Consider the following 26,435-nt stretch of genomic DNA (forward strand, 5'->3'; position numbering starts at 1 on the left):
GATGTTGCGTTGGAAACACGTTGCACTGCTGGCACTGACCCTGATGGCTGTGGGTTGCAGCAGCAATAGCAAGAAAGAACTGCCGCCGGCCGAACTGACCGATTTCAAGGAAGAGGTTCGCCTGGAGAAACAGTGGAGCCGTTCGGTCGGTGATGGCCAGGGCGACCTGTACAACCTGCTCGAACCCGCCGTGGATGGCCAGACCATCTACGCCGCGTCTGCCGAAGGCCGCGTCATGGCCATGCAGCGCGAAACCGGCGAAGTGCTCTGGAAGAAAGACCTCGATCTGCCGATTTCCGGCGCCGTCGGCGTGGGCAACGGCATGGTCCTGCTGGGCACCCTGCGTGGTGACGTGATCGCCCTGGATTCCGGTTCGGGCGAGCAGAAATGGCGCGCCAAGGTCACCAGCGAAGTGCTGGCTGCCCCGGCCACCAACGGTGACGTGGTGGTGGTGCAGACCCAGGACGACAAGCTGATCGGCTTTGACGCCTCCACCGGCAACCAGCGCTGGATCTACGAAGGCACCGTACCGGTGCTGACCCTGCGTGGCACCGGCGCTCCGTTGATCGCCGGCCGCCTGGCCCTGGCGGGTCTGGCCAGCGGCAAGGTCGTCGCCGTGGATGTGGAGCGTGGCCTGCCGGTCTGGGAGCAGCGCGTTGCCGTCCCGCAAGGCCGTTCCGAGCTGGACCGCGTGGTCGATATCGACGGTGGCCTGCTGCTGGTCGACAACGTTCTCTATGTCGCCAGCTACCAGGGCCGTACCGCGGCGCTGGACCTGGGTACCGGCCGCGTACTCTGGCAGCGTGAGGCTTCCAGCTACGTCGGCGTCGCCGAAGGCACTGGCAGCGTGTTCATCAGCCAGGCCAGCGGCACCGTGGAAAGCCTCGACTCCCGTGGTTCGTCCTCGCTGTGGAGCAACGACGCACTGGCTCGCCGCCAGCTGTCCGCTCCCGCCGTGCTGTCGAGCAACGTGGTGGTCGGTGACCTGGAAGGTTATGTGCACCTGCTCAGCCAGGTGGACGGTCGTTTCGTTGGCCGCGAGAAGGTCGACGGTGACGGCGTGCGGGTTCGCCCGCTGGTAGTCGGCAGCTGGATGTACGTGTTCGGCAACAGCGGCAAGCTGGTCGCCTACACGCTCCGCTAAGCTGAGTGTTACTGCCGGCCGCTGCCGTGAAAAACGGCAGCGGCCGTCGTGTTTTCTGAAATTCAAATTCCTGGAGAGCCGCATGGTTCCCGTAATAGCCCTGGTGGGCCGCCCGAACGTCGGCAAGTCCACCCTGTTCAACCGCCTGACCCGCACCCGTGACGCCATCGTCGCCGAGTACGCAGGTCTGACCCGAGACCGCCAGTACGGCGAGGCCAAGTGGCAGGGCAAGAAATTCATCGTCATCGATACCGGTGGTATCTCCGGTGACGAAGAGGGTATCGACGCCAAGATGGCCGAGCAGTCGCTGCAGGCCATCGAAGAGGCCGACGCCGTCCTGTTCATGGTCGATTCCCGCGCCGGCCTCACCGCCGCCGACGAGATGATCGGCGAGCACCTGCGCAAGAAGAACAAGCGCACCTACCTGGTGGCGAACAAGGTCGACACCGTCGATCCGGACATCGCCCGCGCCGAGTTCAGCCCGTTGGCCCTGGGGCATGCGATCCCGATCGCCGCCGCCCATGGCCGTGGTATCACCCAGATGCTCCAGGAAGCCCTGGGCGAGATGTTCGCCCCCGAGCCGGAAGCGCCGGAAGACAACGACCTGCCCAGCGAGCTGGAAGAAGTCGCCGAGGGCGAGGAAGCCAAGCGCATCCCCGGCCCGAGCGAGAAGGATGGCATCAAGATCGCCATCATCGGCCGCCCGAACGTTGGCAAGTCCACCCTGGTCAACCGCATGCTCGGTGAAGAACGGGTGATCGTGTACGACCAGGCGGGCACCACCCGCGACAGTATCTACATCCCCTTCGAGCGCAACGAAGAGAAGTACACCCTGATCGACACTGCCGGCGTGCGCCGCCGCGGCAAGATCTTCGAAGCGGTGGAAAAGTTCTCCGTGGTGAAGACCCTGCAGGCGATCCAGGACGCCAACGTGGTCATCTTCGTCATGGACGCCCGCGAAGGCGTGGTCGAACACGACCTCAACCTGCTTGGCTTCGTGCTGGAGACCGGCCGTGCGCTGGTCATCGCGCTGAACAAGTGGGACGGCATGGAATCGGCCGAGCGCGACTACGTGAAGACCGAGCTCGAGCGCCGGCTGATGTTCGCCGACTTCGCCGACATCCACTTCATCTCCGCGCTGCACGGCACCGGCGTTGGCCACCTGTACAAGTCGGTACAGGATTCCTTCCGTTCCGCCGTGACCCGCTGGCCCACCAGCAAGCTCACGCAGATCCTCGAGGACGCCATCCAGGTCCACCAGCCGCCGATGGTCAACGGCCGCCGTATCAAGCTGCGCTATGCGCACCTGGGCGGTGCCAACCCGCCGCTGATCGTGATCCACGGCAACCAGGTGGACGCGGTGCCCAAGGCCTATACCCGCTACCTGGAGAAGACCTTCCGCCGCGTGCTGAAGCTGGTCGGCACGCCGATCCGCATCGAGTACAAGGGCGGTGACAACCCGTTCGAGGGCAAGAAGACCCAGCTCACCGATCGCCAGGTCAACAAGAAGCGCCGTCTGATGTCGCACCACAAGAAGGCGGAGAAGAAGAAGAAGGACAAACGTAAATAACGTCTGTCAGGCTTTAGACCGCAAGCCGCAGGCGATAGAGTAGAGACTTCCCTCTCATCGCCTGCAGCCTGTAGTCACGCCATGCTTACCAGCAAACTGCCGAATGTCGGCACCACTATCTTCACCCGCATGTCCCAGCTCGCCGCCGAAAGCGGGGCGCTGAATCTCTCCCAGGGCTTCCCGGACTTCCCCGGCCCCGCGCCGCTGCTCGAAGCGGTCGCCCGCCACGTCATGGCCGGGCACAACCAGTACAGCCCGATGACCGGCCTGCCGGCGCTGCGCGAACAGGTAGCGCTAAAGGTCGCCAGCCTGTATGGGCGTAGCGTCAGCGCCGACACCGAGGTGACCATCGTTCCCGGAGCGACGGAAGGGATCTTCTGTGCCGTACAGGCGCTGATCCGCGCCGGCGATGAAGCCATCGTCCTCGATCCCTGCTACGACAGCTACGAGCCTTCGGTGGAACTGGCCGGTGGCCGCTGTGTGCACGTCGCACTGAGCCAGGCGGACTTCCGCATCGACTGGCAACGCCTGGCCGATGCCATCACCCCGCGCACCCGCCTGATCTTCCTCAACAGTCCGCACAACCCCAGCGGCGCACTGATCGACCGTGCCGACCTGGATCGCCTGGCCGAGCTGATCCGCGACCGCGAGATCTACGTGATCAGCGATGAGGTCTACGAGCACCTGATCTATGACGGCGTGCAGCATGCCAGCGTGCTGGCCCATGACGAGCTGTACCCGCGCGCCTTTGTCATCAGTTCCTTCGGCAAGACCTACCACGTCACTGGCTGGAAGACCGGCTACGTGGTGGCACCGCCGGCGCTGTCGGCGGAAATGCGCAAGATCCACCAGTACGTGAACTTCTGCGGCGTGACCCCGCTGCAGTGGGCGCTGGCTGACTTCATGGCCGCGCATCCCGAGCACCTGCGCGAGCTGCCGGGTTTCTACCAGGCCAAACGCGACCTGTTCTGCGACCTGCTGGACGGCTCGCGCTTCACCTTCCAGCGCGCCGCCGGCACCTACTTCCAGGTGGTCGATTACTCGGCGATACGCCCGGACCTCGATGACGTCGCCATGTCCGAATGGCTGACCCGCGAGCACGGCGTGGCTGCCATTCCGGTCTCGGTGTTCTACCAGCAGGCACCGGCGGACATGCGCCTGGTGCGCTTCTGCTTCGCCAAGAAAGAGGAGACGCTGCGCCAGGCAGCGGAACGACTATGCGCGATCTGAGCCAACTGCCAGACCTCAAGCTTGCTCTCGTGCAGACCACCCTGGTCTGGCACGACGCCAAGGCCAACCGTGAGCGCTTCGACGCGCTGCTGGAAAGCGCCCGTGGCGCAGACTTGGTGATCCTGCCGGAGATGTTCACCACCGGCTTCTCCATGGACTCCGAAGCGCTGGCCGAAGCGGAGGAGGGCGAGACCTACGTCTGGCTGCGCGAACAGGCGGCGAAGCTGGACGCCGTAGTCTGCGGCAGCGTGATCATCCGCGCCGCTGACGGCAGCCATCGCAACCGCCTGCTCTGGGCGCGCCCGGATGGCGAAGTGCAGCACTACGACAAGCGCCATCTGTTCCGCATGGCCGGCGAGCACAAGCACTACACGCCAGGGGAGCAGCAGGTGCTGCTGGATTGGAAGGGCTGGCGGATTCGCCCGCTGGTCTGCTACGACCTGCGCTTCCCGGTGTGGAGCCGAGATGCCCAGGACACTGACCTGCTGCTCTACACCGCCAACTGGCCGGCCGCGCGCCGCCAACACTGGAATCGGCTGTTGCCGGCGCGGGCTATCGAGAACCTGTGCTACGTCGCGGCAGTCAACCGGGTCGGTGAAGACGGCAAGGGCCACGCCTATTCCGGCGACAGCCAGGTGCTGGATTTCCAGGGAGACAATCTGCTGGCCGCCGGGAATGCCGATGGCGTCTTCCAGATAGCCTTGAGCGCGGCGGAGCTGACGGCTTACCGGGAACGCTTCCCGGCGAACCTGGATGCAGATCGGTTCGATATCCAGTTTTAATTGGATGCCAATCGCGGACGGAGTCCGCTCCTACGAAAGGCTGATGCTTTTGTAGGAGCGAGCTTGCTCGCGAACCGCCCAGATCAAGCGTTGAAGCGTTCGCGAGCAAGCTCGCTCCTACAGGTCGGCCCGTCCTTCAATACGCGCTGGCGGTATTCAACCGCTGGATCGCCTCGTCACTGAGCTTCAGGTCGACCGCCGCGATCAGGTCCGGCAACTGCTCCAGCTTCGATGCGCTGGCTATCGGCGCGGTGACGCTCGGGCGGGCCATCAGCCAGGCGAGTGCGACCTGGGTCGGCGTAGCGTTCAGTTCGCCGGCCACTTCCTCCAGTGCATCGAGGATGGCGAAGCCGCGCTCGTTCATGAAGTTCTTCACCTTGTAGCCGCGCACGCTGCTCTTGCCCAGGTCCGCTTCGCTGCGGTACTTGCCGGTGAGGAAGCCCGCCGCCAGCGAATAGAAGCTGATGACGCCCAACCCCAGCTGCTGCACCGTGGGCTCAAGGTTGGTTTCGTAGTTGGCGCGGTCATACAGGTTGTAGTTGGGCTGCAGGCTCTGGTAGTTCGGCAGCTTCAGACGCTCGCACACCTCGCGCGCTTCGCGCAGGCGCTTGGCCTCCAGGTTCGAGGCGCCGATCACCCGCACCTTGCCGATCTCGATCGCTTCGGCAAAGGCGCCCATGGTCTCCTCCATCGAGGTGTGCGGGTCATCGCAATGGGACTGGTAGAGGTCGATGTAGTCGGTCTGCAGGCGCTTGAGCGAACGCCCCAGCGCCTGCTCGATGTACACCGCCGACAGGCCCTTGTGGCCGTTGCCCATGTCCATGCCGACCTTGGTGGCGATCTGCACCTGGTTGCGCTTGCCGGTCTTCTTCAGCCATTTGCCGATCAGGATTTCCGACTCGCCGCCCTCGTGGCCGGGCACCCAGCGCGAATAGACGTCGGCGGTGTCGATGCAGTTGAGCCCGGCGTCCACAAGCGCATCCAATAGACGGAACGAGGTCGCCTCGTCGGCGGCCCAGCCAAACACGTTGCCGCCAAATACCAGGGCGGGAATCTTCAGGCCCGATTGGCCGAGTTCGCGTGTACGCATCTGTTTTGGCTCCTGTGGCTGCGCGGGAACCCTCAGTGTAGACGCCGCCCATCCCTTCGCCGGGGCGAATGACCGGCAGCCAGAGGCCAGCTGGTCTATCATGGCGGCCAGCCCATTTGCCGAGTGCCGAACATGACCACGACTCCCTACCTGCTGGATCAGCTGGAAACCGCCGACATGCTGTTGATCGACGGTCTGCATGCCTGGCAGTTCGAGCTCAACGAGGCATTGCTGGACCAGGCCGACGCTGCCGCCCATGCGGACAAGCCCTTCGCCAGCGAGGACGTGGTGCTGCAGATCGAATCCCTCGACGGCCGCGACCGCCGCGAATGGCGCTTCAGCTACAACCAGGTTATGGAAGCCAGCTACCAGGCCGAAGACGAGACCTGGCTGCTGCAGGCAGGGGACAAGCAACATCGCCTCTGCTGTCTGGGCGCCGTCACCGCCAGTGGCGACGACGAATAGAAACGAAGGCCCCGAGAGGGGCCTTCTTCATTTCCGGGTTCAGAAAGCCAGCGGATAGCTGGTGATGAAGCGCACCTCGTCGTAGTCGCTGGCATAGCTGCTGCGGACCGTGGAAGTGCGCATGAGGAACGACAGCGTCTTCAGCGGCCCGTTCTGGATGGTGTAGCCCACGTCGGTATCGCGCTCGTACTCATGGCCATCGCTCTTGCCCGGTCGCGAGATATCGGTGCCCTTGGTGTAGCGCGTCATCAGGGTCAGGCCCGGCAGGCCGAGGCTGGCGAAGTCGTAGTCGTAACGCAGCTGGTAGGAGCGCTCCTGCGCCCAGAAGAAGCCGCCGTTGGTGACCCAGTTGACCAGGTAGGGTTGTGGCGTGTTGCCCAACAGCATGGGAAACATGTCTTCGCCCAACATCCGCTGATAGGTGGCCGAAAGCGTGTGGCTGCCGTGCTTCACACCGAGCCGTGCGCCATAGGCGCGGTTGTCGATGCGCCCGGACAGCGCCTGCCCGGACTCCTCGTTGTGGAAGTAGCTCAGGGTGCCGAGCAGAGCGGTGTTCTCGCCCAGCGGCTGCTTGAAGTTGGCGCCGACGTAGTGCTGGTCGTAGATATCCTCGAGCTGGGCGAAGTAGTAGCTGGTGGACAAGCCAGGCGTCCACTGCGCATCGACACCGCCCAGGTTCAGCTTGTTGCTGTCCTGGCTGGCGGGACGGGTGGCTAGGTAGAACGCTTCGCGGTCACTGGAGGCGCGGGTGCTGGTATTCCACAGCTGTGCGGCAGTGAACTTGAAGCGATCCGACTCCTTCGACTCGAGCATCACGCCCTGGAAAGTCTGCGGCAGCACGCGCACGTCATCCTGGAAGATCACCGGCAGGCGTGGCTCCAGCAGGCCGACTTTCAGCGTGGTCTTTGAATAACGCAGCTTGAGCGTGGCGCCGCCACGGCTGAAGTCATCCACCGGCTCGCCGGTCGTGCGGTCATAGGGCAGGTTGCTGTCGTTGCTGGTGCCGGCGCCGCCGTCGAGCTTCAGGGCGTAGAAGCCGGTGAAGTCCACGCCGACGCCAATGGTGCCTTCGCTGAAGCCGGAGCTGAAGCGCGCCAGCACCGCCTGGGACCAGCTGCCGGCCTGGGATTGCGGGGCGTTGTCCTGGCGGTAGTCGCGCAGCATGTAGAAGTTGCGCAGGGTGGTGTCCAGGCGGCTGTCGTCGATCAGGTCGGCCTGGGCGCAGAGGGGCATCAGCGCGCTGGACAGCAGCGCACCGACAAAGCGAATACGGAACATCGTCATCTCCTGGGGGCCGTTCGCCGGGGGGCGGATCGTCACGCCGGCGAACAGATGTGCGTCTTGTCGAGGCGGGCGCGGTCAGTTCGCGGTGGCGGCGCTGTCCAGCGGTGCGGCTTCAGGCTGGGCTGTCTGCTCCTGGCCCAGGCTGCGGCGGAAGTGCTTGCGCCCGTTGCCCAGCAGCCACAGGCAGAGCAGCCCGGCGAGGGTGACGATGATGCCGATAGAGGAGCCGACGGCCTTCGGGTCCTTGAAGTACTGGTCGGTGAGCAGCGCCACCAGGGTGGTGCCGACGCCCAGGCCGATCAGGTTGGAGACCAGCAGGAACAGCGCCGACACCTGCGCGCGCAGGCGATTGGGCGTGAGCACCTGCATGGCGGCTGCCGAGGTGGAGATGCAGAAGGCGCAGAAGAACATCGCCGGGCCCATCAGCAGCACCGACAACTGCAGGCTGCCGGCTGTCACCGCACCGATGACGAAGGGGATGGTGCAGGCCGCGCCGAGCATGCCGCTGATCATCGCGGCATCGCTGCGCCCGCGCTTCTGCAGCACGTCCACCAGCCAGCCGGCGCAGAACACCCCGGCGGTGTTGAGCACCAGCAGGATGCCGCCGAGGATGTAGCCGACCTCCAGTGGCGTCAGGCCGTACTGGCGGATATACATGGCCGGCGCCCAGCCCATCAGCGCGTACTGGCACATGGCGAAGAAGGAGAAGCCCAGGTAGTGGCAGGTGAAGGTGGCGCGGTGGCGGCGCAGGAAGCGCAGGCCGTCGCCGATGGTCGCCTTGTGCTGCGGGTTCGCCTCCTTGCGCGCCGGGTCGCGGATGGTCAGTGCGATCAGCAGCGCCACCAGCACGCCGGGTAGGCCGACGATGAAGAACGCGATCTGCCAGGAGCGCACCTGGCCCAGCCAGCCCATGTCGATGGCCGGCACGTCGCGCAGCGCCTCGATCACATAGCCGCCAACGAGGAAGGCCAGGCCGCCGCCGAGAAACGCGCCCATGGAGTACAGCCCCAGCGCGCGGCCGAGTTTTTCCTTGGGGAACAGGTCGGCGAGCATCGAGTAGGTCGCCGGCGTCAGCGCTGCCTCGCCGACGCCCACGCTCATGCGTGCAAGGAACATCTGCAGGAAGTTCTTCGACAGCCCGCACGCGGCGGTGGCGATGCTCCAGAACGCTACGCCGATGGCGATGATCCTGACCCGCGAGGAGCGGTCGGCGAGATAGGCGATGGGCAGACCCATGAAAGCGTAGAACAGCGAGAAGGCCAGCCCGCTGAGCAGGCTGAACTGGGTATCGGTGATCTGCAGGTCGGCCTTGATCGGCTCGATCATCAGCGAAAGGATCTGCCGGTCAACGAAGGAAAAGATGTACGCCACCATGCACAGCACGACGACATACCAGGAATAACGCGGAGTGAAGACGGATTTCGAGTGGGATTGCGGGTTCACGGTTACTGGCTCCTGAAGCGGGTGAAGGCAGATGGCCAAGCACGTCGAGCTCGTTGTTGTTGTAGGTAACCGGGCGCCTCTGTACGCAAGGCAGGGGCGGCCGTAGGTGTCTGATTGCGTGACACGGTTTTTTGATTGCCTGCCGCTTTACGGCAGTGCACGCAAGACTAGGGAAGGGGGCAGGCGGGGGTAATCGGGGCGAGTACCAGCATTGCGGAGACTGCCCCCTAGGGAACTAGGGGGAATCTTTAGAGGTCGTCGCGGGGCGGATCAGATCAAACCGAGCAGGGAAAGGATGACAGCACCGACAAAAATCACCGCCAGGACGCCGATCAGGAACAAAAGGCTGACGCCGAAGGCGCGCCAGTTCGACGCGAACTTGCCAGCGGCAGCGGCATGCTCCCTGAGTGCGGGTTCGTAGCGCTGCCTGGCAAGCCCGACCATAACGAACAGCGTGGCTATTGCCATTGGCATGCCGGATATGTTGTCGGGTAGAAGTTGGCCGATGACGAATATGGCCACGGTCAGCCCGATGCCGGTAAGCCAGATATTTCTCGCTTCCTGCGGCCGGCCGAGTTGCTTGAGGTTCTGCGTGATGACCCAGGCTCCGGCAACGGGCAGGCCAAAGAAGGTTGCAATACCGACTGCACTGATCTTGTAGAGAGAGGCGCCTGTGACGACAGAGGGCAGGTCGTGAAGGGGTGACGCGGGCGTCTGGAAGGGATTTTTCTGCTGGGTGTCAGTCATGTTCTCACTCCATGAAAACAGCCCCGGACGCACGAAGCGTCCGGGGCAAAGGGACTTCCTTTTTGACCAGCGTAGACCAGGCTTACGCGGCTTTCGCGTGGCCCAGCGTCACCGCACGGTTCAGCGCACTGAACAGCGCACGGAAGCTCGCGGTGGTGATGTTTTCATCGATGCCGATACCGTGCAGCGAACGACCACCCTCGACACGCAGCTCGATGTAGGCGGCCGCGCGGGCGTTGGTGCCGGCGCCGATGGCGTGCTCGTTGTAGTCCATGATCTCGACGTCCACCGGCAGCGAAGCGACCAGGGCTTCCAGGGTGCCCTTGCCCTTGCCGTGCCAGCGGTGCTGCTCGCCCTTGTGGGTCACGTCGATGTCGATGGCGCAGACGCCGTTTTCTTCCTGCAGGCGGTAGTTCTTCAGGCCGAACGGGGAAACGGCCTGCAGGTACTCGGTCTGCAGCAGGGTGTAGATCTGCTCGGCGGTCATTTCCAGGCCAAGACGGTCGGTCTCGTTCTGTACCACCTGGCTGAATTCGATCTGCATGCGGCGCGGCAGGCTGATGCCGTATTCCTGTTCGAGCAGGAAGGTGATGCCGCCCTTGCCGGACTGGCTGTTCACACGGATCACCGCCTCGTAGCTGCGGCCGATGTCCGCCGGGTCGATCGGCAGGTACGGGACTTCCCACACGGCGTCTTCCTTCTGCTGGGCGAAGCCCTTGCGGATGGCGTCCTGGTGGGAGCCGGAGAACGCGGTGTGGACCAGGTCGCCGACGTACGGGTGACGCGGGTGCACCGGAATCTGGTTGCACTCTTCCACCACCTTGCGCACGGCGTCGATGTCGGAGAAGTCCAGCTCAGGGTCGATGCCCTGGGTGTACATGTTCAACGCCATGGTCACCAGGCACAGGTTGCCGGTGCGCTCGCCATTGCCGAACAGGCAGCCTTCGACGCGGTCGGCGCCGGCCATCAGGGCCAGTTCCGAAGCGGCCACGCCGGTGCCACGGTCGTTGTGGGTGTGCAGACTGAGCAGCACACTGTCGCGCTTGTTGATCTGGCGGCCGAACCACTCGATCTGGTCGGCATAGTTGTTCGGGGTGGCGCACTCGACAGTGGCGGGCAGGTTGAGGATCAGGCGGTTGGCCGGGGTCGGCTGGAACACGTCGATCACCGCATTGCACACCTCGACGGCGAAATCGGTCTCGGTGGAGCTGAACACTTCCGGCGAGTACTCGAAGCCCCACTGGGTTTCCGGCGCGGCTTCAGCCAGGCGCTTGATGGTCTGGCCAGCGGCCACGGCGATGGCCTTCACGCCAGCCTTGTCCTGGTTGAAGACAATCTTGCGGAAGCTCGGCGCGCAGGCGTTGTAGTAGTGGACGATGGCCTTCTTCGCGCCCTTGAGGGACTCGAAGGTGCGCTCGATGAGGTCGTCGCGGGCCTGGGTCAGCACCTGGATGGTGACGTCATCGGGAATGTGGCCGCCCTCGATCAGCTCGCGAACGAAGTCGAAGTCAGTCTGCGAGGCGGACGGGAAGCCCACTTCGATTTCCTTCAGGCCGACCTGAACCAGGCACTTGAAGAAGCGCATCTTCTTCTCCGCGTCCATCGGCTCGATCAGGGACTGGTTACCGTCGCGCAGGTCGGTGGACAGCCAGATCGGCGCCTTGTCGATGATCTTGTCCGGCCAGGTGCGGTCGGGCAGGGTGATCTGGGTGAAGGCGCGGTATTTCTTCGACGGGTCTTTCAACATGCTCATGAGCGGAATCCTTGTTCTCTGCGGCCTGCGGGCCTGCGCAAATAAAACGAAATGAGGCGAAACCGGGGGAGGGGGGGCTCAGCTACGCAGTCGCGGGCTGACCAGACGCAGGCAGGCGTGTTGGCGAAGCAGGATGAGGGTGTGTGCGGTTTTCATGAGTGCCAAGCTAATGGCCTGAGAGAGCTATGGCAAGCATTTGGGGAAATTTGGTAGAAAAAGTCTCTGCTGGGTATTTCATGATGATTAATTGTTGTGATGAGTGGTTTTTAGCAATTTTTCCTAGTGCTTAACGCTGTGCTTAACTGATTCTGCGTCTACTTGCCGCAGCGGAGCTTTGTAACTCCATGCGATCATTGCGCACCCGTCTGAGGCGGGTACCTTCCATCCGCAAGGACATTTCGTGATCCGTCGTACTCGACAAGGCGTAGGCACCTGGCTGGCGTTGTTCGCCATGCTGATGATCTATGTCGGCCCGCTGGTTTCCCAGTCGATGCCGATGGATCACGCCATGCCCATGGATCACGTCATGCCGATGGAGCATGGCAAGGCGCCGGCCCATGAAATGTCCCACGACATGGCCGGCATGGACGACATGGCCTGCTCCGACGGCCAACGCGCCGCAGGCCATCACGCCGCACCGGATTCCCATGGCGAGCAACCGCTCACCGCCGACGCCTTCATGGAGAAGTGCGGCTACTGCAGCCTGCTGATCCACAGCCCGCCGCTGACGCCGCCGCCGGTAGTGCTCGACCACGGTGTCCCCGCCGTCGGCGCACCGGTTGCACTGTTCACTGCCTCCCGCATTCCTGCCTCGCCGGTCTTCCCCGGCGCCCGCTCCCGCGCTCCTCCGTTCCTGATCGGCTGACCCGCAATCCCGACTCCCCGACCCCGGCGCGGATGCCTGCATTCGCTTGCGCGCCGTGCGAGTACGCGTGGAGCGGGCGTCATCACCGATCATGGAATTCATGGAATGACCCGCATGCCCCTGCGCCGTCGGCACACTGCCGTCGGCCTGCGCGCCCTGTGCGCGCTGACCGCCCTTGGCGGTTTCACTGCCGTCCCTGTGCTGGCCGAGGAAGAAGATCGCTCGGCGCACGCCACCAATGCGTCGGTTACCGAACTGTCGCCCAGCGTCATCACCGCCGTGGCGCAGAGTTCGCCGCTGACCATCGTCACCGACCCCAAGCAGCCGCGCCAGCCGATCCCCGCCAGCGATGGTGCTGACTACCTAAAGACCATTCCCGGTTTCTCCGCCATCCGCAACGGCGGCACCAATGGCGATCCCGTACTGCGCGGCATGTTCGGCTCGCGCCTGAACATCCTCACCAACGGCACTACCATGCTCGGCGCCTGCCCGGCGCGGATGGACGCGCCCACCTCTTATATATCGCCGGAAACCTTCGACAAGCTCACTGTGGTCAAGGGCCCGGAGACCGTGATCTGGGGCCCCGGTGCATCGGCCGGGACCATCCGCTTCGACCGTGAACCCGAGCGCTTCGGCGAGCTGGGAACCCGCGTCAATGGCAGCATCGTCGCCGGCTCCAACGGCCGCTTCGACCGCGTGCTGGATGCCGCTGCTGGCGGGCCGCTGGGGTATGTGCGGGTCACCGGCAACAAGTCGCAGTCCGATGACTACGAAGACGGCAGCGGCAATACCGTGCCCTCGCGCTGGAACAAGTGGAACGGCGACGTGGCCGTGGGCTGGACGCCGGACGCCGACACCTTCGTCGAACTCACCGCCGGCAAGGGCGACGGCGAAGCGCGTTATGCCGGGCGCGGCATGGACGGCTCGCAGTTCAAGCGTGAAAGCCTCGGCCTGCGCTTCGAGAAGTCCAACATCGGCGAGGTGCTCGACAAGCTGGAGGCGCAGGTCTACTACAACTACGCCGACCACGTGATGGACAACTACAGCCTGCGCACGCCCTCGGGTACCGGCATGATGGCCGGCCCCATGGCCTCCAACGTTGATCGGCGCACCCTCGGTGGACGCCTGGCCGCCACCTGGCGCTGGGACGACTTCAAGCTCATCACCGGGGTCGATGCGCAGACCAATGAACACCGCGAACGCTCCGGCATGGGGATCAACACCTATGACGAGCAGCCGTGGGACAAGGACGCCGTGTTCCACAACTACGGCGCCTTCGGCGAGCTGACCTGGTACGCCGCCGACCGCGACCGCGTGATCACCGGCGCGCGCCTGGACCGCGCTTCGGTCAAGGATTACCGGCAAAGCACCGGCTCGGGGATGATGGCGATGCCCAACCCCACCGCCGATGACACCCGCGCCGACACCCTGCCCAGTGGCTTTGCGCGCTACGAGCACGATCTGGCCGATACGCCGACCACGCTCTATGTCGGCCTCGGACACGTGCAGCGCTTCCCCGACTACTGGGAGCTGTTCTCCCCGGACAAGGGCCCGAGCGGCTCGGTCAACGCCTTCGACAGCATCAAGCCGGAGAAGACCACCCAGTTGGACTTCGGTGCGCAGTACGAGGACGAGAAGCTCAAGGCCTGGGCGTCGGGCTACGTCGGCGTGATCCGCGACTACATCCTGTTCGATTACATGCCCGGCGGCATGATGGGCCGTACCTCCCAGGCTCGGAACGTCGATGCCCGCATCATGGGCGGTGAGCTGGGCGCGGCCTACGCACTGACCGGCAACTGGACCGCCGACGGCACCCTGGCCTACGCCTGGGGCAAGAACACCACCGACGACACCGCGCTGCCGCAGATGCCGCCGCTGGAGGCGCGTTTCGGCCTGAGCTACGAGGACGGTGACTGGAGCGCCGGCGGACTCTGGCGCGTGGTTGCGCACCAGGGCCGGATCGCTGAGAACCAGGGCAACGTGGTTGGTTACGACTTCGACGAAAGCCCCGGCTTCGCCGTGTTCTCGCTCAACGGCGCGTACAAGCTGAGCAAGAACCTCAAGGTCAGCACCGGCGTCGACAACCTGTTCGACAAGGACTACGCCGAGCACCTGAACCTGGCGGGCAACGCCGGCTTCGGCTACCCGGCCAACGACCCCGAATCGATCCACGAGCCGGGACGTACGTTCTGGACCAAAGTGGACTTCAGCTTTTAAGCCCGACCGGCCCCCGTCGGTTGGGGGCCTCCTTGCGTGAGGAGACCAACGAATGCAGCACAAGACATTCGATTTCTACAACCTGGCCTGGCGCTGGCACTTCTATGCCGGGCTGTTCGTCGCGCCGTTCATGATCCTGCTGTCGCTCACCGGGATCATCTACCTGTTCAAACCTCAGCTCGACCCGCTGATGTACAGCGACCTGCTGACGGTGAAGCCAGGCGAGGTACGGCTGTCCGCCGATGAGCAACTGATGCACCTGCATCACCAGAACCCGCAGTTGCAGGTCAGCCAGTACCTGCCGGCGCCGGCTGCCGACCGCAGCGCGCAGTTCGTTGCCCAGCTCGACGGGCGCGAGGTGAACGCCTTCATCGATCCGTACAGCGGCAAGCTGCTGGGTGTGCAGGACGCCAAGTCCAACCTGCAGGCGATGGCCCGTGCGCTGCACGGCGAGCTGATGATCGGCACCATCGGCGACCGGCTGATCGAGCTGGCTGCGGGCTGGGGCATCGTGCTCGTCGTCTCCGGCCTTTACCTGTGGTGGCCGCGCAAGCGCTCGCTGCGGGTGCTGCTGTGGCCGGACCTGTCGCGCCGCGGCCGTGCGCTTTGGCGTGAGGTGCACATGGTGGTCGGCTTCTGGGGCTCGTTGCTGATGCTGTTCATGCTGCTCACCGGCATGACCTGGACCGGCTTCTGGGGAAAGTCCTTCGCCGACGTGTGGAACCGCTTCCCGGCTGCCATGTGGAATGAGGTGCCCAAGTCGGACCTGGAGGCGCGCACGCTCAACGAGGCGCACCGCCAGACCATTCCCTGGGCGATGGAAAACACCCCGATGCCGATGTCCGGCGGCGCCCATGCCGAGCACATGGCCCATGGTTCCGGCGGCATGGCGATGCCGCAGATCAGCCTGCACCAGGTGGTCGACACCGCCGACCAGGCTGGTGTGACGCCGGGCTACGCCATCGCGCTGCCCAAGGGCGAGCAAGGCGTGTTCACCGTCTCGGTGTTTGCTGACGACTCGCGCAACGACGCCACCCTGCACATCGACCAGTACACCGGCAAAGTGCTCGCCGACGTGCGCTGGAAGGACTACGGCCTGGTGGCCAAGGGCGTCGAATCCGGGGTGATGCTGCACGAAGGCAAGATGTTCGGCCTGTTCAACCAGCTGCTCATGCTGGGCGTCTGCCTGATGATCCTGCTCAGCGCCGTCAGCGGCCTGTGGATCTGGTGGAAGCGCCGCCCGCAAGGCCGCCTCGGTGTACCGCCGATGCCTCACGCGCTGCCGGTGTGGAAGGGCGGCGTGGTGATCATGATCATCCTTGGCGTTGCCTTCCCGCTGGTGGGCGCGTCGCTGCTGCTGGTGTGGGCGCTGGACTGGGCCGTACTGTCGCGCATCAAACCGCGCAGTCCGGCGCTGGGCTGATGCCGGCGCTGTTCCAACCTGACGCCTGCCGTGAGGCAGGCTATGCTGCGGCGCGATCGTTGCGCCCGCGGCGCCAAGCTCTTCCGCCGCTCCGGCGGACTCGATCACAAGCCAACTGGAGTCTCGAACATGCGTAAAACCCTGCTCGCTTTCGCTGTCCTGCTGGGCTTCTCCGGTGCCGCCATGGCCCACGAATACGAGGCTGGCAACCTGCATATCGACCACCCGTGGTCGCTGCTGCTGCCGGCCAACTCGGTGAACGGCGCCGCTTACTTCATCGTGCAGAACCACGGCCAGTCGGCAGACCGCCTGCTCGGCGCCGACACCGACCGCGCCGCCAGCGCCGAGGTTCACCAGCACGTGGAGAAGGACGGCATGATGAAAATGCAGAAGGTCGAAGGCGTGGACATCCCCGCCGGCGGCAAGATCGTCTTCGCGCCTGGCCAGTATCACCTGATGCTGTTCGGCCTGAAGAAGCCGCTCACCGATGGCGAGCGCTTCCCGCTGACCTTGCACTTCCAGAAGGCCGGCGACGTGAAGGTGGAGGTCGCGGTGCAGAAGGACGCACCGAAGGGCACTGACATGGGCCACGACATGCACGGCATGAAGATGAACTGATGAGCGACCGGCTCCTGCGCCCGCTGGTGTGGGCGCAAGACGGCGAGTGGCTGCTGGGTTTCGACGGCAGCTACTCGAGTGACTCGATCCTGCGCATCGAGAGCGCCGCCGATGGTTTCATCCTGCGCGAGGAACGACTGGCCGAGACGCAGACCAAGCGCTACCCCTTCGCCGACCTGAAGGACGACGTCACGGCGGCCGACTGGACTGCCGTGGTTGTCGACGAGGAAGGCGAACGCCTGGGCTTCGCCATCGCCCGCTACGAAATCTGGAATCGCCGCGCGGTGCTGGACGACCTGTTCGTCCTCGCCAGCGCGCGCGGCCAGGGTGTCGGCCGGCAACTGCTGGAAGGCTGCCTGGAATGGGCGCGCGGCACCGAGGCGCGCCATCTGTGGCTGGAAACCCAGAACCTCAATCTGCCGGCGGTGGGCTTCTATCGCTCCCGTGGCTTCGCCCTCAGCGGGTTGTCCACCGACCTCTACGACCCGGCACAGGTGCTGCCCGGCGAAATGGCGCTGTTCTTCAGCTACCCGCTGGCCTGAGCGCTACGCGCGCTTGCCGCGCGGAGAGGATCAGTATGAAGCCGATGCAGTAGGCCAGCACATCCAGCCAGTCCGGCGTGGCGCCCAGCACGATGCGCAGTGCGCGGTTGCCGATCTGCCAGTGGAAGGTCGCGGCGAGGTACTGGCCGAACTCGATCAGCAGCCCGCAGCCCAGCGCCGCAGCGGCCTGCCAATGCGCTGGTGCATCCTGCACGGCGCGCAGCAGGCAATACAGCCAGATGACTGCCAGCACGTCGCCGCCGAAGCCGCGCAGCCAGCCGAGATTCGCTCCAGCCGTGGCCAGCCAGACGAGGACGGCGAACCAGAGCAGCGCAAAGATTGCACTGCGCCCCTCGAAACGAAGGCGCATCAGGGTTTGAAGGCGCCGATGAAGATCGCCGGATCGACGCGGGCATCGTTCAGGCTGACGTTCCAGTGCATGTGCGGCCCGGTGGCGCGGCCGGTAGCGCCAACGCGGCCGACCACCCCGCCACGCGCGACCTGGTCACCGAGCTTCACGTCGATCTTCGACATGTGACAGAACATGCTGATGAAGCCCTGGCCGTGGTCGACGAACACGGTGTTGCCGTTGAAGAAGTAGTTGCCGATCAGGATCACCTTGCCGGCGGCCGGGGATTTGATCGGCGTGCCGGCGGGCACGGCGAAGTCCAGCCCGGAGTGCGGGTTGCGCTCCTCGCCGTTGAAGAAGCGGCGCAGGCCGAAGGGGCTGGAGAGCGGGCCGCTGACCGGCTTGTCCAACACCAGGTTGCTCGGCGTGCCGGGGCTGAAGCTGCGGTAGGCGGCGGTCTGCTCGGCCAGTTCGCGGTTGATGCGCTTGAGGTCTTCGGGCAGCGGGTTCACCTGGCGGGTGTTCTTCAGGGTGATGCGCTGCTCTTTATAGTGCTTGCTGCCCACGCTGAAACCGAGGTTGCGGCTGGCGCCGGCCTGCTTCACGACGATCTGCTGACTGCCGGTCCTGGCGGTCAGCGGGATACCGACGATGGCGATCCAGTCGCGACTTTCCTCGCGCACCACCAGCACCGGTTTGCCCTGGTAGGTAGCGGTGGGTACGGCGGCATCCTGGCCCAGTTGCACCACGGCGACGCCGCCGGGAACCGGCTTGTTCAGGGTGCGGCTGATGAAGCCTTCAGCGTGGGCGGACAGGGTGACGAGGGAGGCGATGAGCAGGCAGGAGAGTCGGAACATGGCGCAATCCGTGGACGTGTCGGCGGATGAAGCGGGCAGTCTACACGGGGCTATTCGGCGAGCGGGGCGATTTCGTCGAAAGCGGAACGTTGTGGCACGGCGCTTTTTGTAGGACCGAGGGGTGCGCCCAGCCCTTGCTCGCGAACCCACCCCGCAGCGAAACCGTTCGCGAGCAAGCTCGCTCCTACAGGTTGTGCAGGCCCTCGAGCTGCTGGCGCCACAGCTGCTCCAGCGGCAGCACCTGCGCTGGGCCGTAGATGGCGTGGGGCTTGCCCAGGTGCGCGGCCCACAACTGGTCGCCGTAGTCGTAGTGCCACCACTCGCTGGAGAGGTTGCTGAAACCCGCTGCTTTCATGGCATTGAACAGAATTCGGCGGTTGCCGCGGATGCGCTGCTGTAGTTCGTCCGGCGCGTCGATCTCTTCGTAATGTCGGGTATAGGAACGTGGTGTGGCCTCGTCGAACAGGCTGCCCATGTCCAGCCAGCGGCCTTCGCCGTCGCACAGGGTCAGGTCGATGGCGCCGCCGGTCAGGTGCGGGCTGGGCGATTCGGCGCGGGTGCTGGGCGGCGCCACAAACTCGCGGGTGCGCCGGGTCAGCTCGGCCGGATCGGCGTCCGGATCATGCTGACGGAGGATGTCGTAGAGCGTGTCGTACAGGTGCTGCTGCACTGCAAAGGGCCGCCAGGCGTCGAGGATGACCAGGCGCAGGCCGTCGGGCAGCAGGCTGGCGGCCCGCAGCAGGCGCTCGAAGACTTCCGTGCGGGCATAACATTCCGGCTGGGCGTTGGGCACGCCGAGACGGTGATAGGCCGGCCATACCGCGAAACCCGTAGCAATGCCCATGGCCTGCAACGGTTGCTCGCACTCGACGATGGGCACACGGAAGGCCTCGGCCCAGTCCGGATCGGGTTGCGGCAGGATTGGCGCTAGCAGGTCGGTCATCGGTTCTCAGTCCAGCAGCGACAGGGTGACGGGCGCCTGGTGATTGTCCTCAACGCGTACCTCCAGCTCACCGTCGCCCAGCTTGGCCTTGAGGCGCTGGCCGTTCTTCGTCTGCGTGGCGCTGCGGATGGCCTGGCCCTTGTCGTCCAGCAGGATGCTGTAGCCACGGCCGAGGGTCGCCAGCGGGCTGACGATGTGCAACGTCTGCATCAGGCCATCCAGGCGCTGGCGCTGTTCGCGCAGGATCGTCTGGGTGGCTCGGGGTAGGCGGGCGCTGAGGTTCTCCAGGCGCTGCCGAAGCAAGGCCAGGTTACGGCCGGGATGTTGCGCGGCGAGGCGCGTATCCAGCCGCGCGACACGCTCCTGACGGATGTGCAGTTGGCGCTCGAAGGCGCGGCGCAGGCGCATGTCCAGATCGTCCAGGCGTTGGGACTGCTGGCGCAGGCGCTCGCCGGGGTGACGCAGGCGTCGGGCGGTGCCTTCCAGGCGCAGACGTTCGCGGGTCAGACGGTCCTGGATGCGCAGGATCAGCCGGCGACGCAGGCTGTCCAGGCGTTGTTGCAGGTCGCCGCTGTGCGGCGCCAGCAATTCGGCGGCGGCCGAGGGAGTGGGCGCGCGCACGTCGGCGACGAAGTCGCTGATGGAGACGTCGGTCTCATGGCCCACGGCGCTGACGATGGGGGTCACGCAGGCGGCGATGGCACGGGCCACCGGTTCCTCGTTGAAGCACCAGAGGTCCTCCAGCGAGCCGCCGCCACGGGCCAGGATCAGTGCGTCGAAGCCCTGGGCGTCGGCCAGCTTCAGCGCGCGGACGATCTGCCCGATGGCCTCGCGGCCCTGTACGGCGGTGGGGATCAGGGTCAGCTCGACCTGCGGCGCGCGGCGGCGGAACACGCTGATGATGTCGCGGATCACCGCGCCGGTGGGCGAGCTGATGATGCCGATGCGCCGTGGATGGGCGGGCAAATCCTGCTTGCGCTCGGCGGCGAACAGGCCCTCGGCGGCGAGCTTTTCCTTCAATGCCTCGAAGGCCAGGCGCAGTGCGCCGTCACCGGCCGGTTCGACGGTATCGGCGATCAGTTGATAGTCGCCACGTCCCTCGAACAGCGAGACCTTGCCTCGCACCCGCACGGCCAGGCCATCACGCAGGGCCTGGCGCACGCGCAGGGCGTTCTGCCGGAACAGCGCGCAGCGCACCTGGGCGTTGCTGTCCTTGAGGGTGAAATACATGTGGCCGGACGCGGGGCGGGCGAGGTTGGAGATTTCGCCCTCCACCCAGACCTGCGGGAACACGTCCTCCAGCAGGTGGCGGGCGCGCTGGTTGAGCTGGCTGACGGTCAGAACCTCACGGTCGAGGCCCAGCCGTTGGAAGGGATCTTTCTGCATGGCGAAGGATGATAAGCGCGCCCGTGGACAGGGGCCAGCGCGCAAGATGGAGAAAGGCTTTATTCAGATCGTCTGGTCACGTTGAGCCGCAGCCCCCAGCTGGGATATAATGCCGCGCTTCCATTTTTCCCGATCGGGAGCCCCCGCCATGCTGCGCATCAGCCAAGAAGCCCTCACTTTCGACGACGTCCTCCTGATTCCGGGTTATTCGGAAGTCCTACCCAAGGACGTGAGCCTGAAAACTCGCCTGACCCGAGGCATCGAGCTGAACATCCCGCTGGTGTCCGCCGCGATGGATACCGTGACCGAAGCCCGCCTGGCCATCGCCATGGCGCAGGAAGGCGGCATCGGCATCATCCACAAGAACATGAGCATCGAGCAGCAGGCCGCCGAGGTCCGCAAGGTCAAGAAGCACGAGACCGCGATTGTTCGCGACCCGGTCACCGTGACCCCGTCGACCAAGATCATCGAGCTGCTGCAGATTGCCCGCGAGTACGGCTTCTCCGGCTTCCCGGTGGTGGAAGAGGGTGAGCTGGTCGGTATCGTCACCGGTCGCGACCTGCGCGTGAAGCCGAACATCGGCGACAGCGTCGCCGCGATCATGACCCCGAAGGACAAGCTGGTCACCGCCCGCGAAAACACCCCGCTGGAAGAGATCAAGGCCGCGCTCTACGAGAACCGCATCGAGAAGATGCTGATCGTCGACGAGAACTTCTACCTCACTGGCCTTGTGACCTTCCGCGACATCGAGAAGGCCAAGACCTACCCGCTGGCGTCCAAGGATGACCTGGGTCGCCTGCGCGTCGGCGCAGCCGTCGGTACCGGTGCAGACACTGGCGAGCGTGTTTCCGCCCTTGTTGCCGCTGGCGTTGATGTGGTAGTCGTCGATACCGCCCACGGCCACTCCAAAGGCGTGATCGACCGCGTGCGCTGGGTGAAGGAAACCTTCCCGCAGGTACAGGTCATCGGCGGCAATATCGCCACCGGCGAAGCCGCGAAAGCCCTGGCAGACGCCGGCGCCGACGCTGTGAAAGTCGGCATCGGCCCGGGTTCCATCTGCACCACCCGTATCGTTGCTGGCGTTGGCGTGCCGCAGATTTCCGCCATTGCCAACGTCGCCGCTGCCCTGGAAGGCACCGGTGTACCGCTGATCGCCGACGGTGGCATCCGCTTCTCCGGCGACCTGGCCAAGGCCATGGTGGCTGGCGCTTACTGCGTGATGATGGGTTCGATGTTCGCCGGTACCGAAGAAGCACCGGGCGAGATCGAGCTGTTCCAGGGCCGCTCCTACAAGTCCTACCGTGGCATGGGCTCCCTGGGCGCCATGGCCGGTTCCACCGGCTCTTCCGACCGCTACTTCCAGGACGCCTCCGCCGGCGCCGAGAAGCTGGTGCCCGAAGGCATCGAAGGTCGCGTGCCGTACAAGGGCCAGTTGACCGCCATCGTCCACCAGTTGATGGGTGGCCTGCGTGCCGCCATGGGCTACACCGGCAGCGCCGATATCCAGGACATGCGCACCAAGCCGCAGTTCGTGCGCATCACTGGCGCCGGCATGGCCGAGTCCCACGTCCACGATGTACAGATCACCAAGGAAGCGCCGAATTACCGCGTAGGTTAAAAATGGCTTTGACGCTGCTGCGCTTGAACATGCTGCGTTGGAAAAACAGTCGAAATGCTCATTTGCTTCAGCAAACTCCGCTTTCTCCTGTTTTCCCGCCTTGCCTGTCCTGCGCTCGCGACGCGGCAATGCCATTTTTAAAAGTTGCAGGACACGGGGCTGCTTGATACAGCCCCGTGTCGTTTAAGAATTTCGCTACGAGAGATGGCCATGGCCCAAGACATTCACGCTCACCGGATCCTGATCCTCGACTTCGGCTCCCAGTACACCCAGCTGATCGCCCGCCGCGTCCGCGAGATCGGTGTGTACTGCGAAATCCATCCGTTCGACATGAGCGACGACGAAGTTCGTGCCTTCGCCCCGCGCGGCATCATCCTGGCCGGTGGCCCGGAGTCGGTGCACGAAGCCAACAGCCCGCGCGCGCCGCAGGCGGTGTTCGATCTGAAGGTGCCGCTGTTCGGCATCTGCTATGGCATGCAGACCATGGCCGAGCAGATGGGCGGCAAGGTGCTGGGCTCTGACCTGCGCGAATTCGGCTACGCCCGCGTCGACGTGGTCGGCAAGGCCCGCCTGCTGGACGGCATCGAAGATTGCGTCAGCGAAGACGGCGTGTTCGGTCTCGACGTCTGGATGAGCCACGGCGACAAGGTCACCGAGATCCCGGCCGGCTTCCACATCCTCGCCAGCACCCCGAGCTGCCCGATCGCCGCCATGGCTGACGACGCGCGCGGCTACTACGGCGTGCAGTTCCACCCGGAAGTGACCCACACCAAGCAGGGCGGTCGCATCCTCTCCCGCTTCGTGCTGGACATCTGCGGCTGCGAAGCCCTGTGGACCCCGTCCAACATCGTCAACGACGCCATCGCCACCGTGCGTGCCCAGGTCGGCAACTCCAAAGTGCTGCTGGGCCTGTCCGGCGGCGTCGACTCCTCGGTGGTCGCAGCCCTGCTGCACAAGGCCATCGGCGACCAGCTGACCTGCGTCTTCGTCGACAACGGCCTGCTGCGCCTGCACGAGGGTGACCAGGTGATGGCCATGTTCGCCGAGAACATGGGCGTCAAGGTGATCCGTGCCAACGCCGAAGAGAAGTTCCTCAGCCGCCTCGCCGGTGTCAGTGACCCGGAGCAGAAGCGCAAGATCATCGGCGGCAGCTTCATCGAAGTTTTCGATGAGGAAGCCACCAAGCTGAAGGACGTGAAGTTCCTCGCCCAGGGCACCATCTACCCGGACGTGATCGAGTCGGCCGGCGCCAAGACCGGCAAGGCCCACGTGATCAAGTCGCACCACAACGTCGGCGGCCTGCCCGAAGACATGCAGTTCGAGCTGGTCGAGCCGCTGCGCGAGCTGTTCAAGGACGAAGTCCGCAAGATCGGCCTGGAGCTGGGCCTGCCCTACGACATGGTCTACCGCCACCCGTTCCCGGGCCCGGGCCTGGGCGTGCGCATCCTTGGCGAAGTGAAGAAGGAGTACGCCGATCTGCTGCGTCGCGCGGACCACATCTTCATCGAAGAGCTGCGCAACTTCGACTGGTACCACAAGACCAGCCAGGCCTTCGTGGTGTTCCAGCCGGTGAAATCCGTCGGCGTGGTCGGCGATGGCCGTCGCTACGCCTGGGTCGTGGCCCTGCGCGCCGTGGAAACCATCGACTTCATGACCGCTCGCTGGGCGCACCTGCCGTACGAGCTGCTGGAGAAGGTCTCGAACCGTATCATCAACGAGATCGAAGGCATCTCCCGCGTCACCTACGACGTGTCGAGCAAGCCGCCGGCAACCATCGAGTGGGAATGACAAGGGCGATTTAACATCCCCTTAACGAAGAGGGCGGCATGCTCGCCGCCTTCTTCGACAGGCGAGGGCGGGATGCCCGTCCTTGACCTGGCGCATGAGAGGCGTTAGCGCCTTCATGCACAGTTGCTTCTGCTTTCGTATCAAAAAAGCAGGACAGTGCAGCCGGCCGCAAGAGCCTGGCGCCGGGCGCGAACGCGCCAATCTCCGTGAAAGCCGATGGGGTCGCAAGTCCCTTGTTTGAGGAGTCTGGACCCATGTCGTTTACCCGTAGACAAGTACTCGGTGGCCTTGCTGGCCTGGCCGTCGTCGGCCTGGGCGCCGGTGGCGCGCGCATCTGGCTGGCACGTCCGCAGGTCGCCGCCGAGCATGATTACGAACTGATCGCCGCGCCGCTGGACCTGGAGCTGGTGCCTGGCCACAAGACCCCCGGCCTGGGCTATGGCGGCCAGGCTCCCGGCGTGGAAATCCGCGCGCGCCAGGGCGACTGGCTGCGGGTGCGCTTCACCAACAAGCTGGACGAGCCGACCACCATCCATTGGCACGGCATCCGCCTGCCCATTGAGATGGATGGCGTGCCTTATATCTCGCAGCCGCCGGTGCAGCCGGGCGAGAGCTTCGTCTACCAGTTCAAGACGCCGGACGCCGGCAGCTACTGGTATCACCCGCACCTGATGAGCAGCGAGCAGCTGGGCCGTGGCCTGGTCGGGCCGCTGATCATCGACGAGCGCGAGCCGAGCGAGTTCACCAGCGAGAAGATCCTCAACCTGAAGACCTGGCATGTAGACGAGGAGGGCAACTTCACGCCCTTCAGCGTACCGCGCGAAGCTGCACGCGAAGGTACTCGCGGGCGCCTGTCGACCATCAACGGCGAACGCACGCCGGTGATCGAACTGCCGGCCGGCGAGATCATCCGGGTGCGCATTCTCAACGTCGACAACACCGTGACTTACCGCCTCAACCTGCCGGACGCCGAGGCGAAGATCTACGCCATCGACGGCCACCCGGTGGAGCCGCGCGACTTCGGCAAGGGCCCGAGCGACCAGTACTGGATCGGCCCAGGCATGCGCCTGGAACTGGGCATCCGTGGCCCGGCGCAAGGCACCGAGCTTTCGCTGCGCAACGGCCCGGTGCGCCTGGCGACCATCCGTGGCGTGGCCAACCCCAAGGCGCCGACGGCCCGGTGGCCGGCGCCGCTGCCGCGCAACCCGGTCGCCGAGCCGGACCTGAAGAACGCCGAGACCATCAACTTCAAGTTCGAGTGGGTCGGCGCCATGTCCGACTATTCCAAGGGCCAGTCGGCGCCTTCGCTGTGGCAGATCAATGGCGTGGCCTGGCAGGGCGGTGAAGAGCACAAGCACAACTCGCCGCCGCTGGCGAAGCTCAAGGAAGGCAACAGCTACATTTTCGTACTGCGCAACATGACCCAGTACCAGCACCCGATCCACCTGCACGGCATGGCCTTCAAGGTGCTGGATTCGGATCGCCGGGACATCATTCCGTACTTCACCGACACCTACCTGCTGGGCAAGAATGAGACGGCACGCGTGGCGCTGGTGGCGGATAACCCCGGCCTGTGGATGTTCCACTGCCACGTGATCGATCACATGGAGACCGGCCTGATGGGAACCATCGCGGTGGGCGAGGCATGGTGCGGCTGACCAACAGCAAGGGGCATCCGACGGTGAAGGGGCTGGTGCCGGTCATCGACCGCAGCCAGGACATCCCCTTCATGCGCGAAGCCATGGCGCTGGCCGAGCAGGGCGCGGCGCTGGGCGAAGTGCCGGTGGGCGCCGTGCTGGTGCTGGACGGGAAGATCGTCGGCCGAGGCTTCAACCGGCCGATCACCTCCCACGATCCCAGTGCCCACGCAGAAATGGTCGCCATCCGCGAGGCCGCTGCCGCCGCGCAGAACTACCGACTGCCCGGCAGCACCCTCTACGTCACCCTCGAGCCGTGCAGCATGTGCGCCGGCCTGCTGGTGCACTCGCGCATCCAGCGCGTGGTGTTCGGCGCCACCGAGCCCAAGTCGGGGGTGGTGGTCAGCCGGGGCAACTTTTTCGAACAGGACTTCCTCAACCACCGGGTGCTGGTGGAAGGCGGGGTCCTGGGGGAGGAGTGCAGCGCGATGCTCTCGGCCTTCTTCAAGGCGCGGCGCAAGGGCTGAGTTCGGCCTTTTTGTAGGAGCGAGCTTGCTCGCGAACGGCGCAACGCCAAGCCTATCGCGGACGGAGTCCGCTCCTACCCAATGCTCGACATCCGCGTAGGAGCGGACTCCGTCCGCGATCGATTCGACGTGGCACGTCGGCGACGTCAGTGGGTTT

23 protein-coding genes are annotated in these 26,435 nt (G+C 65.0%); 14 read left to right on the forward strand and 9 right to left on the reverse strand.

The genetic code is table 11. The annotated features are described in order from the left end of the window. Position 1: 1 nt before the first annotated feature. The 4 genes from bamB to AC2T4A_RS11500 all read left to right on the forward strand — a co-directional run bounded on the left by bamB (position 2) and on the right by AC2T4A_RS11500 (position 4,726). Entirely contained in the window at positions 2-1,144 is a 1,143-nt protein-coding gene (gene bamB / locus AC2T4A_RS11485) for an outer membrane protein assembly factor BamB (protein ID WP_416744543.1), read from the forward strand. An 82-nt stretch (positions 1,145-1,226) separates the two neighbouring features. Next, positions 1,227-2,714 carry a ribosome biogenesis GTPase Der gene (gene der / locus AC2T4A_RS11490; RefSeq protein WP_045210518.1) on the forward strand — a complete coding sequence of 496 codons (1,488 nt, stop codon included), beginning with the start codon at positions 1,227-1,229 and terminating at the stop codon, positions 2,712-2,714. A gap of 81 nt (positions 2,715-2,795) precedes the next feature. Continuing rightward, positions 2,796-3,944 (forward strand): pyridoxal phosphate-dependent aminotransferase, encoded by a 1,149-nt coding sequence (locus AC2T4A_RS11495; RefSeq protein WP_486743352.1) that lies wholly within the window; start codon positions 2,796-2,798, stop codon positions 3,942-3,944. After that, complete coding sequence (locus AC2T4A_RS11500; protein WP_486743353.1) at positions 3,932-4,726, forward strand: amidohydrolase; 795 nt, start codon at positions 3,932-3,934, stop codon at positions 4,724-4,726. Before AC2T4A_RS11495 ends, AC2T4A_RS11500 begins: the two co-directional genes overlap by 13 nt. Before the next feature lie 136 nt (positions 4,727-4,862). On the opposite strand, the gene AC2T4A_RS11505 is transcribed toward AC2T4A_RS11500, so the two are convergent. Continuing rightward, complete coding sequence (locus AC2T4A_RS11505) at positions 4,863-5,816, reverse strand: aldo/keto reductase (RefSeq protein WP_416744540.1); 954 nt, start codon at positions 5,814-5,816, stop codon at positions 4,863-4,865. Between the two features lie 132 nt (positions 5,817-5,948). Here AC2T4A_RS11505 and AC2T4A_RS11510 point away from each other — a divergent pair, with 132 nt between their 5' ends. Beyond that, on the forward strand, positions 5,949-6,281 hold the full coding sequence (locus AC2T4A_RS11510) for a DUF5629 family protein (RefSeq protein ID WP_478379671.1): 333 nt from the start codon (positions 5,949-5,951) through the stop codon (positions 6,279-6,281). A gap of 39 nt (positions 6,282-6,320) precedes the next feature. On the opposite strand, the gene AC2T4A_RS11515 is transcribed toward AC2T4A_RS11510, so the two are convergent. From AC2T4A_RS11515 to leuA, 4 genes are all read right to left on the reverse strand, one after another. Beyond that, positions 6,321-7,559 (reverse strand): OprD family porin, encoded by a 1,239-nt coding sequence (locus AC2T4A_RS11515; RefSeq protein WP_486743354.1) that lies wholly within the window; start codon positions 7,557-7,559, stop codon positions 6,321-6,323. 81 nt (positions 7,560-7,640) lie between these two features. Next, entirely contained in the window at positions 7,641-9,008 is a 1,368-nt protein-coding gene (locus AC2T4A_RS11520) for a spinster family MFS transporter (protein ID WP_486743355.1), read from the reverse strand. 270 nt (positions 9,009-9,278) lie between these two features. Continuing rightward, positions 9,279-9,755, reverse strand: coding sequence for a hypothetical protein (locus AC2T4A_RS11525; protein ID WP_486743356.1), 477 nt, complete (start codon positions 9,753-9,755; stop codon positions 9,279-9,281). A gap of 82 nt (positions 9,756-9,837) precedes the next feature. Beyond that, positions 9,838-11,508: a 2-isopropylmalate synthase gene (gene leuA, locus AC2T4A_RS11530; RefSeq protein WP_416744535.1), complete on the reverse strand. Its 1,671-nt coding sequence runs from the start codon at positions 11,506-11,508 to the stop codon at positions 9,838-9,840. Between the two features lie 400 nt (positions 11,509-11,908). Here leuA and AC2T4A_RS11535 point away from each other — a divergent pair, with 400 nt between their 5' ends. The 5 genes from AC2T4A_RS11535 (at position 11,909) to AC2T4A_RS11555 (ending at position 17,173) form a co-directional block, all read left to right on the forward strand. Then, entirely contained in the window at positions 11,909-12,373 is a 465-nt protein-coding gene (locus tag AC2T4A_RS11535) for a DUF2946 domain-containing protein (RefSeq protein WP_416744534.1), read from the forward strand. Positions 12,374-12,478: 105 nt separating this feature from the next. Further along, a complete protein-coding gene (locus AC2T4A_RS11540) occupies positions 12,479-14,590 on the forward strand; it encodes a TonB-dependent copper receptor (RefSeq protein ID WP_486743357.1) in 2,112 nt (703 codons plus the stop codon). 52 nt (positions 14,591-14,642) lie between these two features. Beyond that, complete coding sequence (locus AC2T4A_RS11545; protein ID WP_486743358.1) at positions 14,643-16,013, forward strand: PepSY-associated TM helix domain-containing protein; 1,371 nt, start codon at positions 14,643-14,645, stop codon at positions 16,011-16,013. A 129-nt stretch (positions 16,014-16,142) separates the two neighbouring features. Then, positions 16,143-16,631: a copper chaperone PCu(A)C gene (locus tag AC2T4A_RS11550; protein ID WP_486743359.1), complete on the forward strand. Its 489-nt coding sequence runs from the start codon at positions 16,143-16,145 to the stop codon at positions 16,629-16,631. Further along, complete coding sequence (locus AC2T4A_RS11555) at positions 16,631-17,173, forward strand: GNAT family N-acetyltransferase (RefSeq protein WP_486743360.1); 543 nt, start codon at positions 16,631-16,633, stop codon at positions 17,171-17,173. The genes AC2T4A_RS11550 and AC2T4A_RS11555 overlap by 1 nt, the downstream gene beginning before the upstream one ends. Here AC2T4A_RS11555 and AC2T4A_RS11560 read toward each other — a convergent pair. The 4 genes from AC2T4A_RS11560 to xseA form a co-directional block, all read right to left on the reverse strand. After that, the gene (locus tag AC2T4A_RS11560; RefSeq protein ID WP_486743361.1) at positions 17,154-17,543 is read right to left on the reverse strand and encodes a ribosomal maturation YjgA family protein; all 390 of its coding nucleotides are present in this window, start codon (positions 17,541-17,543) and stop codon (positions 17,154-17,156) included. The two genes, AC2T4A_RS11555 and AC2T4A_RS11560, sit on opposite strands and share 20 nt — an antisense overlap. Next, positions 17,543-18,379: a peptidoglycan DD-metalloendopeptidase family protein gene (locus tag AC2T4A_RS11565; protein ID WP_486743362.1), complete on the reverse strand. Its 837-nt coding sequence runs from the start codon at positions 18,377-18,379 to the stop codon at positions 17,543-17,545. Before AC2T4A_RS11565 ends, AC2T4A_RS11560 begins: the two co-directional genes overlap by 1 nt. 184 nt (positions 18,380-18,563) lie before the next feature. Further along, a complete protein-coding gene (locus AC2T4A_RS11570) occupies positions 18,564-19,322 on the reverse strand; it encodes a M15 family metallopeptidase (protein ID WP_486743363.1) in 759 nt (252 codons plus the stop codon). 6 nt (positions 19,323-19,328) lie between these two features. Beyond that, positions 19,329-20,708, reverse strand: coding sequence for an exodeoxyribonuclease VII large subunit (xseA, locus tag AC2T4A_RS11575; RefSeq protein ID WP_486743364.1), 1,380 nt, complete (start codon positions 20,706-20,708; stop codon positions 19,329-19,331). 148 nt (positions 20,709-20,856) lie between these two features. Between xseA and guaB the strand changes: the two genes are divergently transcribed. The 4 genes from guaB (at position 20,857) to tadA (ending at position 26,278) form a co-directional block, all read left to right on the forward strand. Further along, positions 20,857-22,326, forward strand: a complete 1,470-nt coding sequence (gene guaB / locus AC2T4A_RS11580; protein WP_024762983.1) for an IMP dehydrogenase — start codon at positions 20,857-20,859, stop codon at positions 22,324-22,326. Positions 22,327-22,536: 210 nt separating this feature from the next. Then, positions 22,537-24,114, forward strand: coding sequence for a glutamine-hydrolyzing GMP synthase (gene guaA, locus AC2T4A_RS11585; protein WP_045211294.1), 1,578 nt, complete (start codon positions 22,537-22,539; stop codon positions 24,112-24,114). Between the two features lie 254 nt (positions 24,115-24,368). After that, on the forward strand, positions 24,369-25,772 hold the full coding sequence (locus tag AC2T4A_RS11590; protein ID WP_486743365.1) for a multicopper oxidase family protein: 1,404 nt from the start codon (positions 24,369-24,371) through the stop codon (positions 25,770-25,772). Next, the gene (gene tadA / locus AC2T4A_RS11595; RefSeq protein ID WP_478379662.1) at positions 25,760-26,278 is read left to right on the forward strand and encodes a tRNA adenosine(34) deaminase TadA; all 519 of its coding nucleotides are present in this window, start codon (positions 25,760-25,762) and stop codon (positions 26,276-26,278) included. The genes AC2T4A_RS11590 and tadA overlap by 13 nt, the downstream gene beginning before the upstream one ends. Positions 26,279-26,435: the final 157 nt, after the last annotated feature.

It is taken from the genome of Pseudomonas sp. PVC-3-1 (assembly GCF_057444315.1).

Bases quoted from the DNA above. Each gene is read 5' to 3' on its own strand.
- AC2T4A_RS11550 (WP_486743359.1), top strand. From the start codon at position 16,143: ATGCGTAAAACCCTGCTCGCTTTCGCTGTCCTGCTGGGCTTCTCCGGT.
- tadA (WP_478379662.1), top strand. From the start codon at position 25,760: ATGGTGCGGCTGACCAACAGCAAGGGGCATCCGACGGTGAAGGGGCTG.
- AC2T4A_RS11510 (WP_478379671.1), top strand. From the start codon at position 5,949: ATGACCACGACTCCCTACCTGCTGGATCAGCTGGAAACCGCCGACATG.
- guaA (WP_045211294.1), top strand. From the start codon at position 22,537: ATGGCCCAAGACATTCACGCTCACCGGATCCTGATCCTCGACTTCGGC.
- leuA (WP_416744535.1), bottom strand. From the start codon at position 11,508: ATGAGCATGTTGAAAGACCCGTCGAAGAAATACCGCGCCTTCACCCAG.
- AC2T4A_RS11540 (WP_486743357.1), top strand. From the start codon at position 12,479: ATGACCCGCATGCCCCTGCGCCGTCGGCACACTGCCGTCGGCCTGCGC.
- AC2T4A_RS11590 (WP_486743365.1), top strand. From the start codon at position 24,369: ATGTCGTTTACCCGTAGACAAGTACTCGGTGGCCTTGCTGGCCTGGCC.
- AC2T4A_RS11525 (WP_486743356.1), bottom strand. From the start codon at position 9,755: ATGACTGACACCCAGCAGAAAAATCCCTTCCAGACGCCCGCGTCACCC.
- der (WP_045210518.1), top strand. From the start codon at position 1,227: ATGGTTCCCGTAATAGCCCTGGTGGGCCGCCCGAACGTCGGCAAGTCC.
- guaB (WP_024762983.1), top strand. From the start codon at position 20,857: ATGCTGCGCATCAGCCAAGAAGCCCTCACTTTCGACGACGTCCTCCTG.
- AC2T4A_RS11545 (WP_486743358.1), top strand. From the start codon at position 14,643: ATGCAGCACAAGACATTCGATTTCTACAACCTGGCCTGGCGCTGGCAC.
- xseA (WP_486743364.1), bottom strand. From the start codon at position 20,708: ATGCAGAAAGATCCCTTCCAACGGCTGGGCCTCGACCGTGAGGTTCTG.
- AC2T4A_RS11570 (WP_486743363.1), bottom strand. From the start codon at position 19,322: ATGACCGACCTGCTAGCGCCAATCCTGCCGCAACCCGATCCGGACTGG.
- AC2T4A_RS11495 (WP_486743352.1), top strand. From the start codon at position 2,796: ATGCTTACCAGCAAACTGCCGAATGTCGGCACCACTATCTTCACCCGC.
- bamB (WP_416744543.1), top strand. From the start codon at position 2: ATGTTGCGTTGGAAACACGTTGCACTGCTGGCACTGACCCTGATGGCT.
- AC2T4A_RS11560 (WP_486743361.1), bottom strand. From the start codon at position 17,543: ATGCGCCTTCGTTTCGAGGGGCGCAGTGCAATCTTTGCGCTGCTCTGG.
- AC2T4A_RS11555 (WP_486743360.1), top strand. From the start codon at position 16,631: ATGAGCGACCGGCTCCTGCGCCCGCTGGTGTGGGCGCAAGACGGCGAG.
- AC2T4A_RS11515 (WP_486743354.1), bottom strand. From the start codon at position 7,559: ATGTTCCGTATTCGCTTTGTCGGTGCGCTGCTGTCCAGCGCGCTGATG.
- AC2T4A_RS11505 (WP_416744540.1), bottom strand. From the start codon at position 5,816: ATGCGTACACGCGAACTCGGCCAATCGGGCCTGAAGATTCCCGCCCTG.
- AC2T4A_RS11500 (WP_486743353.1), top strand. From the start codon at position 3,932: ATGCGCGATCTGAGCCAACTGCCAGACCTCAAGCTTGCTCTCGTGCAG.
- AC2T4A_RS11565 (WP_486743362.1), bottom strand. From the start codon at position 18,379: ATGTTCCGACTCTCCTGCCTGCTCATCGCCTCCCTCGTCACCCTGTCC.